A 15,146-nucleotide genomic window follows, 5' to 3' on the forward strand; every position below is an offset into this window, starting at 1 on the left:
ATTTAACAGCCTATCCCCGATCAATAACCTGTCAGCAACAGCCACCCACAACGAGGTATCCGACATGACTCGCAAGATCGCACTGATCACCGGCGCCAGCCGCGGCCTGGGCAAGAACACCGCCGAACACCTGGCCGCCCGTGGCATCGACATCATCGGCACCTACCACAGCAAGGCCGACGAAGCCCGCGCCGTGGCGGCCACGCTGGAGCAGGCCGGCGTGCGCGCCGCCATGCTGCAACTGGACGTCAGCGACAGCGCCAGCTTCGCAAATTTCGTCGAACGCCTGGGCGACACCCTCGAACAGCAGTTCGGCCGCCGTCAGCTGGACTTCCTGGTAAACAACGCCGGCATCGGCCTGAACGTGCCATTCAGCGAGACCAGCGAGGCGCAGTTCGACCAGTTGCTGAATATCCAGCTCAAGGGCCCGTTCTTCCTTACCCAGCGCCTGCTGCCGCTGCTGGCCGACGGCGGGCGCATCGTCAACATCTCCACTGGTCTGACCCGCTTCGCCCTGCCCGGCTACGCCGCCTACGCGGCCATGAAGGGGGCCATGGAAGTGCTGACCCGCTACCAGGCCAAGGAGCTGGGCGCACGCGGCATCCGTGTGAACATTCTCGCGCCGGGCGCCATCGAGACCGACTTCGGCGGGGGCGTGGTGCGTGACAACCAGCAGGTCAATGACTACATCGCTGGCAACACCGCCCTGGGCCGGGTCGGCCTGCCGGACGATATCGGCGCGGCCGTTGCCTTGTTGCTGGAGGATGGCAATGGCTGGATCAACGGGCAGCGGCTGGAGGTGTCGGGGGGCATGTTCCTCTGAGGTATACGCTGCGCAATGCGCTCAAGCTCGGTTCAAGGCCTGGTGCAGCGCGGCGACGGCAGGAAGTGACAAAGCCTCATGGGTGATGCACAAGCCGACCCGGCGCCGCAGTGCCAGGCCGCTGCCGGGCCGCCAGTAGACCCCGGGACAGCGCTCGGCCAGAGACTGCGGCAACCATGCCGCGCCCAGCCCGGCGGCGACCATGGCCAGCGCCAGTTGCAACGAACCGGCCTGGCCGACCTGCTCGCCTTCGCCGTACAACCCCATCAGGCGCTGGTGCGAAGGATGCTGCGGGCAGGTGATCCAGCGCCCGTCCGGCTGGCTGCCGGTCGCCATTACCAGCACGAAGGCCTCCTCCCACAATGGCAGGAACAGTTCGTCCTCGCAGCGCTGGGCCTCGTCGGCCAACCGCGCATCCCCGTCGCAGCCTTCGAGCAAAGTCAATTGCAGGCCCGCCACCGCCTGGCTGGCCAGGCGCACGCAGGCTTCGACCTGGGCCGGCGCGATGTCCGTCTCGATGCCCAGGGCCAAAGGCACCCGCTCCTGCCCCTGGCGAAAGCGCAGACGCAGCGCGTCGGCCTCGGCCACCATGCGGCAGGCCTGGGGATACAGCTCACGCGCCTGCTCACTGACTTCGACCCCACGGGCCTGACGCAGGAACAGCTCGGCGCCGAGGTCATCCTCCAGCTGGCGGATGGTCACCGACAAGGTCGGTTGCGCCACGCACAGGCGCTGGGCGGCTACAGTGATATTGCGCGCTTCGAAGACCGCGATAAATGCCTTGAGATGACGGATATCCATAGATAGAAACGATGCCAGCCAGAGAAATAAGCCGTTTTTCATGGCCGAAAGGGCTATTTAGAATCCCGGCCATCGAAAGCGATTATGCCTGGGAGGCAACCATGAACAAACCCCTGATCATTATCACCGGTGCCAGCTCCGGTATCGGCGCCGCCACCGCCCAACGCTTTTCCGCCGCGGGCCATCCGCTGTTGCTGATCGCCCGCCGCCTGGATCGCCTGGAGGCGCTGGCGTTGCCCGATTGCCTGTGCCGCGCCGTGGATATCCGCGACCGCGCGGCGCTGGTGGCCGCCGTGGCCGAGGCCGAAGCCGTGTACGGGCCGGCCGATGCCCTGGTGAACAATGCCGGGGTGATGCTGCTGGGGCAGATGCACGAACAGGACCCGGAACAATGGGAGCGCATGTTCGACATCAACGTCAAAGGCCTGCTCAACGGCGTACATGCGCTGGTCGGCGGGATGGTCGAGCGGCGCCATGGCACCCTGATCAATGTCAGCTCAGTGGCCGGACGCAAGACCTTCCCCAACCATGTGGCCTACGTAGGCAGCAAGTTCGCCGTGCATGGGTTGTCGGAGAACCTGCGCGAGGAGCTGGCAGCGCACAATGTGCGGGTGGTGACCATCGCGCCGGGGGCGGTGGAGACCGAGCTGCTCGGGCATACCACCGACGAGGGCATCAAGCGTGACTACGAGGCCTGGAAGGCCAATGACATGGGCGGCGTGGTGCTGGCGGCGGAAGATGTTGCCGGGGCTATCGTCTGGGCCTACCAGCAGCCGCAGCAGGTGTGCATTCGCGAGATCGTGCTGGCGGCGACTGCCCAGCAGCCTTGAGGCTGAGTACCGGGGGCGCGATGCGCCCCTTTCGCCAGCGAGCCGGCTCCCACGATGACCGCGCCGGCCTCAAGTCATGTGCAATCCCAGTGGGAGCTGGCCTGCCCCCTCAAGGCGCTTCATGCACCTGTACGCTAGCCGTCATGCCGGCGCTCAGGGTCACGCCCTCGGGTACCTGATCCAGGCGAATGCGTACGGGGATCCGCTGCGCCAGGCGCACCCAGTTGAACGTCGGCTCCACCTCGGGCAGCAGTTGCCCGTCCGGCGTCGAGTTGCGGTCGGTGATCCCCCGACTGATGCTTTCCACATGTCCTTGCATGGCCTCGCCAGCCCCCATCAGCCAGACCTTGACCGGGTCGCCGACACGAATCCGCGGCAGCTTGGTTTCTTCGAAATACGCCTGGATATAGAAAGTGGCATCGTCCACCAGCGCCATGACCGATTGCCCGGTGTTGACGAAATTGCCCTCGGCCAGCCGCAGATTGGTGATATGCCCACCGCGCGGAGCGCGTACTTCGCTGCGGGCCAGGTTGATCCTGGCCACTTGCAGCTGGGCCGCGGCCTCGTGCAGTTCGCCGCGGGCGATGGCCGCGTTGATCTGGGCGTTCTCGCGCAACTCGGCACTGATCGCTTCCGGCCCCAGGGCCGTGCGCCGTGCGGCCTCGCGCTCGCGCAGGCGCAGCTGCTGGGTACGCGTCTCGACCACGGCACCGGCCTGATCGAAAGCGGCCTGGAACCGTTCGCGGTCGATGGTCATCAGCAGGTCGCCGGCCTTGACCTGCTGGTTGTCGCGTACCTTCAGCGTACTCACCCAACCGGATACGTCGGGGGCGACCACCACCACATCGGCACGCACCCGGGCATCCCGAGTCCAGGGCGTGAGCATGTAGTACTGCCACAGTCGATAGCCGGCGAACACGGCAAGCATCACCACGCACAGGGTGACCAGAACACGTACGGCTGTACGCATGGACTTACTCCTTACAAAGGGCCAGACAAGCGCACCACCAGGTACAGCACACAGACGAACAGCGCCGCGTCGAACAACGCCTCATGCCAGATCCAGCGCCCCAGGGGCGTAGCCTGCACGAGTAAGCGCAGCAGACCGGTCAACAGCAGCGCCAGCGCGACATAGATCAAAAACGGGCTGAGCAGCACGCCGCCCAGCGCCCACTCACGCAACCCCATGGGTTTCCTCCTGCCAGCGGCACCACTTGCCCCAGCTATTGCGCAACTGCAGCACCGCACCAACGGCCAGGCGCAGCGGGTCGCTGGGCGGCTGGCGGCGCAGGGCCTCGATGAACTGTTCGCTGGCAACGTCCAGGCGCTGGCCGCGCCCCGGTGCCGGGCCACTGGCGAGCACCACCTGCAACTGCTGCAAGTACTGGCGCTCGGCATCGCCCAGCGGTGCCTTGGCCACCGCCAGGCACATGCGCAGATGCACCAGCTCATCACCGATATCCAGGCCATGCAGGCCATCGTCCCAGCGCTTGCGCTCGGTTTCGGGCAGCTCGCTGGCGTGCCGCGCCAGCTGCATCAGGCGATCAGCCATGCGCCCGCCGAACCAGCTGTCGGCACCGCGCAGGTCGCGCCGGGTCAGGCGCACCAGATCGCTCTGCGTGGCCGCGCGCAGGCGCCGGCCGAGCCAAGCTGGGTGACGCAGCACCAGCAGCCGGAACGCCAGCACTGCGGCGCCCACACCCACCAGCATGGCCTGGGCGCTGTTGAGCAGGGTCGCCACGTCGAAGTGCATCGCGTTGAGCGGCGCCACCAGGACGATGAAGTGCAGGCAATACGAGGTGGCGGTCGCCCCAGTACGCGGATGGGCCATGCCCAGGGCGCCGAAGAACAGCGGCACGCCCATGCCCAAACAGAGCATGGCGAAACTGCTCCATTGCGGCAGCAGGATCTGCCCCACCAGCAACGCCGCCGGGATGGCCAGCAGGATGCCGCGCAGAAAGCTCAGGCCGATCTGTGCGCCATTCTCGCGGCTCGCGAACAAGCTGCACACCACGCAGGTGAGCACCAGCCCGCCGGGCGCCGAAGGCCAGGCCGTGGCCAGCCAGAAACTGCTCATGGCCAGGAAGGCCAGCGCGCTACGCGAACCGAACAGCAGAGCCAAAGACAGGTCGCGATGGGCCGCCAGGCTCTGCGACGCCTGCCTTGGCGCGCGCCCCTGCTCCACATCGTCGAGCGCCTGGGCCGTGGCCATCGCGTAGTCCAGCAGCAGCGTCAGGCGCGCCAGGCAGTAATGCTCGGCGGGGCTGATTCGCTCGTCATGAGCGGCGTCCCAGACACGTTGGCGCAACAGCAGCAAGCTGGGCTGCTCGGCGCTGGCCAGGTGCGCGCGCACCTCGTCCAGCCATGGCGCCAAACGACCGGCTTCGCCTTCATCAAGCTGGCGCCACTGCCTGCGCACCGAGCGTGAGAGGCGCAACAGCACCATCAGCGTCTGGCTCAGGCCACGAATCGCCCGGGCGCGCTGCCGGCCGCGGCGCCCTTCGAACCAGGCGTGCTCGCGCTGCGCGTCAATGGCGACAATGCGCCCGAGGCTGTCGAGCAGGCCCTTGCGCGCCTCGTCCTCACCGCCGAGCATGGCGCTGGCCGCCTGCAGGCCATTGTGCCAGGCCTGACGAGCCTGGCCGGCCAACTGCTGCTCGACGCGCATGGGCCAGACCAGCGCACTGGTCGCGGTGGCGCAGCAGATACCCAGGCAGATCTCGGTGCAGCGCGCCACGGCCTGGTCGAACACTTGCAGCGGGTGATCGACCGCCGGCAGGGCAATGATCGCCACGGTGTAGCCGGCCAACACGAAAGCGTAGGCCCAGGCGCTACGCAGCTGGGTCGAAGCAGCGGTACACAGGGCCAGCCACAAGGCCAGGGTCAGCAGGAACAGCCAGGGTGTCTGGGCGAACAGGCCGATGAACAGCACCGACATGCAGGTGCCGACCAGGGTGCCGGCCAAGCGCGCCAGGCCCTTCTGCACCACCATTCCCGACAACGGCTGGGCAACGATGAACGCGGTCATCAACGCCCAGGACGGTTGCTCGAGGCCCCAGCGCATCGCCAGCCACAAGGCCAGGCCGCCACCGAGCAAGGTCTTGATGGCGAACTTGAGGGCGAGGCTGTGGGGTGCGAACAGGGCCTGGAAGGTAATGGGCACGAATCGGACCTTGGGGGCGCTGGGGTAGTTAGGAAGAACGATAGACAACGGGAAGGGAGAATAAAGCGGAGCCAAACAATTAGCTAGCTAATCATCTAAATGATACAGAGGCAACTCGCGGGGCAAGTCCCCACAGGAACAGCGCATGCTTCAAGGCAAATTCGGTCCGTACAGGAGTCGGCTTACCGATGAGGGGCTGCGCAGCAGCCCCTCGTCCGGCCTAGATCTCGACCTGTGTCCCCAACTCGATGACCCGATTGAGCGGCAGGTTGAAGAACCGCAGGTTGCCATTGGCGTTCTTCAACAAGAACGCGAACAGATTCCCGCGCCAACGCGACATCCCCTCAAGGCGCGAGGCGATCACCGTCTCCCGGCTGAGGAAGTAGGTGGTGCGCATCGGGCTGAAGTCCAGTTCGTCCAAGTGGCACAGCTTCAGCGCCGCCGGCACGTCCGGCTCGTCCATGAAGCCGAAGTGCAACAGAACCCGGAAGAATCCGTCACCGTAGGCCTCCACTTCAAATCGCTCATGCTCCGGCACCCGTGGTCGGTCCTCGCTGACCACCGTCAGCAGTACCACCTGGCTATGCAACACCTGGTTATGCAGCATGTTGTGCAGCAGCGCATGGGGGACGGCATCGGAGCGCGCGGTCAGGAACACCGCGGTACCCTCGACGCGGTGCGGCGGCTGCACGCGAATGCTGCTGATGAACAATGGCAGCGGCAAGGCGCCCTCATCGATACGATCGACCAGGATCTGCTTACCGCGCTTCCAGGTGCTCATCAGCACGAACAGCACGATACCCGCCAACACCGGGAACGCACCGCCCTGCACGATCTTCGGCACGTTGGCGGCAAAGAACAGCCCGTCGACCAACAGGAAGCCAACCAGCAAAGGCACCGCCAATATCGGCGGCCACTTCCACAGCAGCAGCATGACCGCCGAAACCAGGATGGTTGTCATCAGCATGGTGCCGGTCACTGCCACGCCGTAGGCCGCCGCCAGGGCGCCGGAGGACTCGAAGCCGATCACCAGCAGTACCACGCCGACCATCAACGCCCAGTTCACCGCACCGATATAGATCTGCCCCTGCTCGTCGCTGGAGGTGTGCTGGATCTGCATACGCGGCACATAGCCCAGCTGGATGGCCTGGCGAGTCAGCGAGAAGGCCCCCGAGATCACCGCCTGGGAGGCGATCACCGTGGCCATCGTGGCCAGGCCCACCAGCGGCAATAACGCCCAGGACGGCGCCAGCAGGTAAAACGGGTTGCGCGCCGCCTCGGGATTCTGCAGCAGCATGGCGCCCTGGCCGAAGTAGTTGAGCACCAGCGCCGGCAACACCAAGGCAAACCAGGCGCGGGCAATGGGTTTGCGGCCGAAGTGCCCCATATCGGCGTACAGGGCCTCGGCACCGGTCAGCGCCAGCACCACGGCCCCAAGGATGGCCACGCCCATGCCGGGGTGAACGATGAAGAAGTTCAAGGCCCAGCCTGGGTTGAACGCCTTGAGCACTTCCGGGCTCTGCGAGATCCCATGTACGCCCAGCGCTGCCAGCACCAGGAACCAGGTGACCATGATCGGGCCGAATGCCTTGCCGATCTTCTCAGTGCCGTGCTTCTGCACCAGAAACAGTGCTACCAGCACCACCAGCGAGATTGGCACTACCCAATGGTCGATTCCATCGAACGCCAGGCCCATGCCCTCCACCGCCGACAGCACCGATACCGCGGGGGTGATCATGCTGTCACCGTAGAACAGCGAAGCACCGATCAGCCCACAGCCGACCATCAGCATGCGCAACCGTGGGTATTGCGCCGTGGCCCGTCGCGCCAGCGCGGTCAGGGCCATGGTGCCGCCCTCGCCCTGGTTGTCGGCGCGCAGAATGAACATCACGTACTTGAACGAAACCACCCACAGCAGCGACCAGAGGATCAACGACAGAATGCCCAGCACTCCGTCATGGTTGACCTGTACGCCATATCCGCCGGTAAAGACCTCTTTGAGGGTGTACAGCGGGCTGGTGCCGATATCGCCATAGACCACCCCAACGGCCGCCACGAGCAGGCCCAGCGGCCGTGCCGCCCCCTGCTTCCCCGCGTGCCCGCCTTCGGCATGACTGCTTGCCTGAACCATCGACCACTCCCGCAGACGGCCTGTTAGACCGGTTGAATGCCTACCCGCGCCGGGCCCTCCCGGATACCCCGGCGCAACGGCGCGAAGCATAGCGCAGCGTTCGTCGTATTTCTGCTGGTAAAGCGACCTTGTGCTCGCTAGAATTGCGCACTTTTTGATCAGAGGCGCGAAAAGCGCCCGCCAGGATCGCCCCCGTTACCGGCCGGGCGACCTGTATTCAATACCGAGGTTAGCCATGTCCACCACTCCCGCCACCCCAAAGGTCGGCTTCGTTTCCCTGGGTTGCCCAAAGGCCCTGGTCGATTCCGAGCGCATCCTGACCCAGCTGCGCATGGAAGGCTATGAAGTCGTGCCTACCTACGAGGATGCCGACGTGGTGGTGGTCAACACCTGCGGCTTCATCGACAGTGCCAAGGCCGAGTCGCTGGAAGTGATCGGCGAGGCGATCAAGGAAAACGGCAAAGTCATCGTCACCGGCTGCATGGGTGTCGAGGAAGGCAGCATCCGTGACGTGCATCCAAGCGTGCTGTCGGTCACCGGCCCCCAGCAGTACGAGCAGGTGGTCAATGCCGTGCATGAAGTTGTGCCGCCACGCCAGGACCACAACCCGCTGATCGACCTGGTGCCGCCCCAGGGCGTCAAGCTGACCCCGCGTCACTACGCCTACCTGAAGATTTCCGAAGGCTGCAACCACAGCTGCAGCTTCTGCATCATCCCGTCGATGCGCGGCAAGCTGGTCAGCCGCCCGGTCGGCGAAGTCCTGAGCGAGGCCGAGCGCCTGGTCAAGGCCGGCGTCAAGGAGATCCTGGTGATCTCCCAGGACACCAGCGCCTACGGCGTCGACGTCAAGTACAAGACCGATTTCTGGAACGGCCGCCCGGTCAAGACCCGCATGCTCGAGCTGTGCGAGGCGCTGAGCAGCCTGGGTGCCTGGGTGCGTCTGCATTATGTCTACCCGTACCCGAACGTCGACGACGTGATTCCGCTGATGGCCGCCGGCAAGATCCTGCCGTACCTGGACATCCCGTTCCAGCACGCCAGCCCCAAGGTGCTCAAGTCGATGAAGCGCCCGGCCTTCGAAGACCGCACCCTGGCGCGCATCAAGAACTGGCGTGAACAGTGCCCTGAGCTGGTGATCCGCTCGACCTTCATCGTCGGCTTCCCCGGCGAAACCGAGGAAGACTTCCAGTACCTGCTGGATTGGCTGACCGAAGCTCAACTCGACCGCGTCGGCTGCTTCCAGTACTCGCCAGTCGAAGGCGCCCCGGCCAACGACCTGGGCCTGGAAGAGGTGCCGGACGACGTCAAGCAGGACCGTTGGGACCGCTTCATGGCCCACCAGCAGGCGATCAGCACCGCGCGCCTGCAACTGCGCATCGGCAAGGAGATCGAAGTGTTGATCGACGAGGTCGAGGAACAGGGCTCGGTGGGCCGCAGCTTCTTCGACGCGCCGGAGATCGACGGCAGCGTGTTCATCGACGGCGACCATGGCTTCAAGCCCGGCGACAAGGTCCGTTGCCGTATCGTCGATGCCGACGAGTACGACATGTGGGCCGAGCCCATCTGAGCGAAACCCGCCTGAAAATACCCCGCCAGCTGGCGGGGTATTTTTTTGCATCTATGTTTTCCTCAATGGCCAAGAGGATCACTGGATGGCGCCCACCGTCACGCTGCAGACACCGCACCTGAGCGACTACCCCGAACTGGTCCAGGTGTGGGAGGCATCGGTCCGCGCCACCCATGACTTCCTGCCCGAGGGCTACATCGTCCTGCTGCGCGAACACGTGCTGCACAAGTACCTCGACGCCGTGATGCTGGTCTGCTGCAAGGACGCCAGACGGCGCATCCTCGGTTTTGCCGGCGTAGCCAACGGCCGCGTCGACTTGCTCTTCGTCATGCCAGAGCATCGTGGTCAGGGTGTCGGTCAGCGCCTACTGAGACACGCGGTGAACGAGCTCAACGCCGAGCGCCTGGACGTCAACGAGCAGAACCCTCAAGCACTGGGTTTTTACCTGCACGAGGGGTTCGAAGTGTACGGGCGCTCGGAGACCGACGGTCTGGGGCAGCCCTACCCGCTATTGCATATGAGGCTTGCTCGTACAGCATCCTAGGACGCAAGCCTAGGAAACCACTACCCCGCTCTGAAATGGCGGAAATGACATCGATTTGCAGCCGCTGACTTGCGCAGGCAGGTACAATGAAGGCTTTCCCTGCCACGTGATGCCCGTGTCCATGTCCGAACCCATTCGTCTCTCCAAACGCCTTATCGAACAGCTTGGCTGCTCCCGCCGGGAGGCCGAGCTGTATATCGAAGGAGGCTGGGTCACCGTCGACGACGTGGTGGTCGAACAGCCGCAGTTCAAGGTCGCCGGACAACGTGTTGAACTGCTCCCCGGTGCCCGCGCCGAGACGCTCGAGCCGGTGACCCTGCTGCTCAACCAGCAGGCCGGCCAAAACAGCGCAAGCGCCCTGGCCAGCATCAGCATGGCCAGCCTCAGCGAAGCGCACCGCGAGGGCGTGCGCCCGTTACATGGACATTTCGCCCGCCAGGCCTGCATCGTCCCGCTGTTGCCCGGCGCCAGTGGCCTGCAGCTGTTCACCCAGGACTGGCGCGTAACCCGCAAGCTCGAGGCCGACCTGCGCCGCATGGAGCAGGAATACATCGTCCAGGTCAGTGGTGAGGCCAAACCCGGCGCCCTCGAACGCCTGGCCCGTGGCGTGGAGCGCAAGGGTGTCGAACTGCCGAAGGCCAAGGCCAGCTGGCAGAACGAGCAACACCTGCGCATCGTGCTGAAGAACCCGCAACCGGGCTTGATCGAACAACTTTGCGAAACCGCCGGCCTCAAGGTGCTGGCGATGCGCCGCATCCGCCTTGGCGGGGTATCGATGGGCAAACTGCCCCTGGGCCAGTGGCGCTACGTAGCCGCTACAGAACGCTTCTAGCATTACCGCCGCGCAATGACTGACGCGGCAACAGAACAGGATTCGCTGCAATGAACCACAACGATGTACTGCGCAGCCTGCGCTACATGCTCAAGGCCAACGACCAGAAAATGGCCGAGATCATCAAACTTTCGGGCCTTGAGGTTTCCGCCGAGGCCATCGCCACCTACGTGAAAAAGGAAGAGGAGCCCGGCTTCGTACGCTGCCCAGACAAGGTCATCGCGCATTTCCTCGACGGCCTGGTGATCCACCGCCGTGGCCGCGATGACAGCCGCCCGCCCCAGCCGATCGAGGTGCCGGTAACCAACAACACCGTGCTCAAGAAGCTGCGGGTGGCCTTCGAGTTGAAGGAGGACGACTTGCACGCGGTGCTCAAATCCGTCGATTTTCCAGTGTCCAAACCGGAGCTGAGCGCGCTGTTCCGCAAGGTCGGCCACGACAATTACCGCCCCTGTGGCGACCAGTTGCTGCGCAACTTCCTCAAGGGCTTGACCCTTCGCGTGCGCGGCTGAGCCGTGATGCAGCATACCGTCACGCCGGTCGGCATCGTCCGCTCCTGCTTCAAGGAGAAGTTCGCCATTCCGCGCCAGCCCCGGCTGGCACCGGCCGCCCGTGGCGTGCTGGAACTGCTGCCACCCTTTGACCAGGGCGATGCCGTCGAAGGGCTGGAACAGGTCAGCCATGTGTGGCTGCTGTTCCTGTTCCACCAGGCGCTGGAAGACAAGCCACGCCTGAAGGTGCGTCCACCGCGCCTGGGCGGCAACAAGAGCATGGGGGTGTTCGCCACCCGGGCCACCCACCGGCCCAATGGCATCGGCCAGTCAGTGGTACGCCTGGAAGGCATCGAACCCGGTCGGCTGTTGCTCTCTGGAATCGACCTGCTGGATGGCACCCCGGTGCTGGATATCAAGCCTTATGTGCCCTACGCGGACAGTATCGTCGGCGCATCGAACCTGATGGCCAGTGATGCTCCGGAGGCGATTGCCGTCGATTGGAGCGAAACCGCTCTGCTCCAGGCCCGCGAGCATGCGCTGCGCCTGAATGAGCCGCTGGTGGAGTTGATCGAGCAGTGCCTGGCCCAAGACCCACGGCCGGCCTACCAGATGCCGCCACCGGAGCGGGTGTATGGAGTGAAGTTCTGGGATGTACAGGTGAGGTGGCACTATCCGCAACCCGATGTGATACGGGTGCTGGAAGTCATGCCGGAAGGTTGAAGCTCCACAGTAACGGCGGGATCCCTGCGAGAGTGCCCCCGATGAGCACCAGGCAAAAAAAACGCAGAACCAAGTCTGCGTTTTTTGTTACCGCACTCGCCTTACTTCTCGACGAACGCACGCTCGATCAGGTAGTCGCCCGGTTCACGCATGCGCGGGGAGATCTTCAGGCCGAAGCTATCCAGCACTTCACTGGTCTCATCGAGCATGCTCGGGCTACCGCAAATCATCGCACGGTCGTCCTGCGGGTTGATCGGAGGCAGGCCGATATCGCTGAACAGCTTGCCGCTGCGCATCAGGTCGGTCAGACGGCCCTGGTTTTCGAAAGGCTCGCGGGTGACGGTCGGATAGTAGATCAGTTTGTCGCGCACCGACTCACCGAAGAACTCATTCTGCGGCAAGTGCTCAGTGATGAACTCGCGGTAGGCCACTTCGTTCACATAGCGTACGCCATGCACCAGAATCACTTTTTCGAAGCGCTCGTAGGTCTCTGGGTCCTGGATGACGCTCATGAACGGTGCAAGCCCGGTACCGGTGCTCAGCAGGTACAGGTGCTTGCCCGGGTTCAGGTCGTCCAGTACCAGGGTGCCGGTAGGTTTCTTGCTGATGATGATCTCGTCGCCTTCCTTCAGGTGCTGCAGCTGGGAAGTCAGCGGACCATCCGGCACCTTGATGCTGAAGAACTCCAGGTGCTCTTCCCAGTTCGGCGAGGCGATGGAGTAGGCGCGCATGAGCGGACGGCCGCTGTCCTGCTGCAGGCCGATCATCACGAACTGACCGTTCTCGAAGCGCAGGCCCGGATCACGGGTGCACTTGAAGCTGAACAGGGTGTCGTTCCAGTGGTGCACACTGAGGACACGTTCGTGGTTCATGTTGCTCATCGATGGGGCTCCTGAAGGAAAACGCGGCGCGCGCAAGACGCGCAGTTGCGCGATAGTTTAGGGGCAGCGACAATATCTGTTAACTGAATTATCAAGATATGTGTTATCGGTTATATAGATATGCGATTCACACTTCGTCAGCTCCAGGTTTTCGTCGCCGTCGCCCAGCACCAGAGTGTGTCCCGGGCCGCGGGCGTACTGGCCTTGTCGCAATCTGCGGCGAGTACCTCAATTACCGAACTGGAGCGCCAATCCAGCTGCCAGCTGTTCGACCGTGCCGGTAAACGCCTAAGCCTCAACGCCCTGGGCCATCAACTGCTGCCCCAGGCCGTTGCACTGCTCGACCAGGCCAAGGAAATCGAAGACCTGCTCAACGGCAAGTCGGGGTTCGGCTCGCTGGCTGTCGGTGCCACCCTGACCATCGGCAACTACCTGGCCACCTTGCTGATCGGCAGCTTCATGCAGGTACACCCGGAAAGCCAGGTCAAGTTGCACGTGCAGAACACCGCACATATCGTGCAACAAGTTGCCCACTACGAAATTGACCTGGGTCTAATCGAAGGCGACTGCAACCACCCCGATCTCGAAGTGCAGCCCTGGGTGGAGGATGAGCTGGTAGTGTTCTGTGCGCCACAGCATCCGCTGGCCAAGATCGGCCATGCCGACATCGAGCAACTTTCCCATGAAGCCTGGATCCTGCGCGAACAGGGCTCGGGAACGCGCCTGACCTTCGACCAGGCCATGCGTCATCATCGCGCCAACCTGAACATCCGCCTGGAGCTGGAACATACCGAAGCGATCAAGCGGGCCGTGGAATCGGGACTGGGCATTGGTTGCATTTCCCGCCTGGCCCTGCGCGACGCCTTCCGCCGCGGCAGCCTGGTGCCGGTGGAAACACCGGCGCTGGACCTGTCGCGGCAGTTCTATTTCATCTGGCACAAACAGAAGTACCAGACCTCGGCCATGCGTGAATTCCTCGAACTGTGCCGCAGCTTCACCGCCGGCGTACGGCGCAGCGACGAGATCGTGCTGCCAACGATAGCCTGATCGCTCAACCGAGCAGGATCACGCCCCACACCACCGCGACCATGCTCATTGCCACCAGTTGCGCGGCGCTGCCCATGTCCTTCGCGTTCTTCGACAGCGGGTGGCGGTCCAGAGATATACGGTCGATGGCCGCCTCAACCGCCGAATTGAGCAACTCGACGATCAGCCCCAGCAGGCACACCGCGATCAGGATCGCCCGCTCGCCGCGACTGACCGGCAGCCAGAAGGCAATCGGTATCAGCAGCACATTGAGCAGTACCAGTTGACGGAAGGCGGCCTCGCCCTTGAAGGCGGTGCGCAGGCCGTCGAACGAATAGCTGGCGGCATTGACGATACGTTTGAGGCCGGTCTGGCCTTTGAATGGCGACATGTAGGTCCGTCACTTCACCGAAGAAAGGCCAGCAGGCTAATCTGACCGTGGTCAAAAAAGCGTGAATGCACGGGTACTTAACTGCCCGAAACCGATTCAAGCTGTTGCAGCAGCAGTGCCGCCTGGGTACGCGTGCGCACGCCCAGTTTGCGGAAAATAGCTGTCACGTGAGCCTTGATGGTCGCCTCCGAGACACTCAGTTCATAGGCGATCTGCTTGTTCAGCAACCCTTCGCAGACCATGGTCAGCACACGGAACTGCTGCGGAGTGAGACTGGCCAAACCTTCGCTGGCAGCCTTGGCCTCGGCTGACACATCGACCTTCTCGAACGCCTGCGGTGGCCACCAGACATCGCCGTCGAGCACATTACGCACGGCTTCCTGGATCTTACTCAGTTCGCTGGACTTGGGAATGAAACCGCTGGCGCCAAACTCGCGGGACTTCACCACGACCGCCGCCTCTTCCTGAGCCGAGACCATCACCACCGGGATCTGCGGGTATTGGCCACGCAGCAGGACCAGGCCGGAGAAGCCATAGGCACCGGGCATGTTCAGGTCCAGCAGGACCAGGTCCCAGTCGGCTTTTTCGGTCAGGCTGGTTTCCAGTTCGGCGATGCTCGCCACCTCGACCAAGCGCACATCCGGGCCCAGGCCGAGGGTAACGGCCTGGCGCATTGCGCTACGGAACAGCGGGTGGTCATCGGCAATCAGGATTTCGTATGTAGCCATCGATCTAAGGATCCTGTTCTGTACCAGGCGCAGGGGGTACGGGGAACGCCTGGCGGGCAACTCATGGCGCGAACGGCAGGGCCGCCGGCCGGGATGGCACGGCGAAGTCCGGGGTAACAGCAGCTTCGTCGTGCCCGAAGCGGCGCCAAGGATGCCGAGCACGCCCCGGGTGGTCAAGCCAATTGCCCGGTCGTCCCCGCCTACCCTGGCTGCCA

At 63.9% G+C, this 15,146-nt stretch carries 16 protein-coding genes; 8 read left to right on the forward strand and 8 right to left on the reverse strand.

The window, feature by feature from the left end; genetic code table 11:
- The first annotated feature begins 64 nt into the window (after window positions 1–64).
- Complete coding sequence (locus KSS90_RS19600; RefSeq protein ID WP_217866896.1) at window positions 65–823, forward strand: SDR family NAD(P)-dependent oxidoreductase; 759 nt, start codon at window positions 65–67, stop codon at window positions 821–823.
- Window positions 824–844: 21 nt separating this feature from the next.
- Here KSS90_RS19600 and KSS90_RS19605 read toward each other — a convergent pair whose 3' ends face one another.
- Window positions 845–1,624 (reverse strand): LysR family transcriptional regulator, encoded by a 780-nt coding sequence (locus KSS90_RS19605; protein WP_046854499.1) that lies wholly within the window; start codon window positions 1,622–1,624, stop codon window positions 845–847.
- Between the two features lie 101 nt (window positions 1,625–1,725).
- Between KSS90_RS19605 and KSS90_RS19610 the strand changes: the two genes are divergently transcribed.
- Window positions 1,726–2,454, forward strand: a complete 729-nt coding sequence (locus KSS90_RS19610; protein ID WP_217866897.1) for an SDR family oxidoreductase — start codon at window positions 1,726–1,728, stop codon at window positions 2,452–2,454.
- A 109-nt stretch (window positions 2,455–2,563) separates the two neighbouring features.
- Here the strand turns inward: KSS90_RS19610 and KSS90_RS19615 are convergent, their stop codons facing one another.
- The 4 genes from KSS90_RS19615 to KSS90_RS19630 all read right to left on the reverse strand — a co-directional run bounded on the left by KSS90_RS19615 (window position 2,564) and on the right by KSS90_RS19630 (window position 7,748).
- Complete coding sequence (locus tag KSS90_RS19615; RefSeq protein ID WP_217866898.1) at window positions 2,564–3,424, reverse strand: efflux RND transporter periplasmic adaptor subunit; 861 nt, start codon at window positions 3,422–3,424, stop codon at window positions 2,564–2,566.
- Between the two features lie 11 nt (window positions 3,425–3,435).
- The gene (locus KSS90_RS19620; RefSeq protein ID WP_217866899.1) at window positions 3,436–3,642 is read right to left on the reverse strand and encodes a DUF1656 domain-containing protein; all 207 of its coding nucleotides are present in this window, start codon (window positions 3,640–3,642) and stop codon (window positions 3,436–3,438) included.
- Window positions 3,629–5,617: an FUSC family protein gene (locus KSS90_RS19625; protein ID WP_217866900.1), complete on the reverse strand. Its 1,989-nt coding sequence runs from the start codon at window positions 5,615–5,617 to the stop codon at window positions 3,629–3,631. The genes KSS90_RS19620 and KSS90_RS19625 overlap by 14 nt, the downstream gene beginning before the upstream one ends.
- A 220-nt stretch (window positions 5,618–5,837) precedes the next feature.
- Window positions 5,838–7,748 (reverse strand): potassium transporter Kup, encoded by a 1,911-nt coding sequence (locus KSS90_RS19630; protein WP_217866901.1) that lies wholly within the window; start codon window positions 7,746–7,748, stop codon window positions 5,838–5,840.
- 235 nt (window positions 7,749–7,983) lie between these two features.
- On the opposite strand from KSS90_RS19630, the gene rimO reads away from it, so the two are divergent.
- From rimO to tsaA, 5 genes are all read left to right on the forward strand, one after another.
- On the forward strand, window positions 7,984–9,315 hold the full coding sequence (gene rimO / locus KSS90_RS19635; RefSeq protein ID WP_031315328.1) for a 30S ribosomal protein S12 methylthiotransferase RimO: 1,332 nt from the start codon (window positions 7,984–7,986) through the stop codon (window positions 9,313–9,315).
- Between the two features lie 85 nt (window positions 9,316–9,400).
- Complete coding sequence (locus KSS90_RS19640; protein ID WP_217866902.1) at window positions 9,401–9,859, forward strand: GNAT family N-acetyltransferase; 459 nt, start codon at window positions 9,401–9,403, stop codon at window positions 9,857–9,859.
- A 121-nt stretch (window positions 9,860–9,980) separates the two neighbouring features.
- Complete coding sequence (locus tag KSS90_RS19645; protein ID WP_217866905.1) at window positions 9,981–10,691, forward strand: rRNA pseudouridine synthase; 711 nt, start codon at window positions 9,981–9,983, stop codon at window positions 10,689–10,691.
- Between the two features lie 50 nt (window positions 10,692–10,741).
- Entirely contained in the window at window positions 10,742–11,203 is a 462-nt protein-coding gene (locus KSS90_RS19650) for a YehS family protein (protein ID WP_217866906.1), read from the forward strand.
- 6 nt (window positions 11,204–11,209) lie between these two features.
- Window positions 11,210–11,905 carry a tRNA (N6-threonylcarbamoyladenosine(37)-N6)-methyltransferase TrmO gene (gene tsaA, locus KSS90_RS19655; RefSeq protein WP_217866907.1) on the forward strand — a complete coding sequence of 232 codons (696 nt, stop codon included), beginning with the start codon at window positions 11,210–11,212 and terminating at the stop codon, window positions 11,903–11,905.
- Between the two features lie 101 nt (window positions 11,906–12,006).
- Here the strand turns inward: tsaA and fpr are convergent, their stop codons facing one another.
- The gene (gene fpr, locus KSS90_RS19660) at window positions 12,007–12,786 is read right to left on the reverse strand and encodes a ferredoxin-NADP reductase (protein ID WP_011535180.1); all 780 of its coding nucleotides are present in this window, start codon (window positions 12,784–12,786) and stop codon (window positions 12,007–12,009) included.
- A 120-nt stretch (window positions 12,787–12,906) separates the two neighbouring features.
- Here fpr and finR point away from each other — a divergent pair, with 120 nt between their 5' ends.
- Window positions 12,907–13,833, forward strand: coding sequence for a LysR family transcriptional regulator FinR (gene finR / locus KSS90_RS19665; protein WP_217866908.1), 927 nt, complete (start codon window positions 12,907–12,909; stop codon window positions 13,831–13,833).
- A gap of 4 nt (window positions 13,834–13,837) precedes the next feature.
- Here the strand turns inward: finR and KSS90_RS19670 are convergent, their stop codons facing one another.
- Complete coding sequence (locus KSS90_RS19670; RefSeq protein WP_217866910.1) at window positions 13,838–14,203, reverse strand: diacylglycerol kinase; 366 nt, start codon at window positions 14,201–14,203, stop codon at window positions 13,838–13,840.
- A gap of 77 nt (window positions 14,204–14,280) precedes the next feature.
- Window positions 14,281–14,931 carry a response regulator transcription factor ErdR gene (gene erdR / locus KSS90_RS19675; RefSeq protein ID WP_217866911.1) on the reverse strand — a complete coding sequence of 217 codons (651 nt, stop codon included), beginning with the start codon at window positions 14,929–14,931 and terminating at the stop codon, window positions 14,281–14,283.
- Between the last annotated feature and the right edge of the window lie 215 nt (window positions 14,932–15,146).

The organism is Pseudomonas maumuensis, from assembly GCF_019139675.1.
GTDB classification, from domain to species: Bacteria; Pseudomonadota; Gammaproteobacteria; order Pseudomonadales; family Pseudomonadaceae; genus Aquipseudomonas; species Aquipseudomonas maumuensis.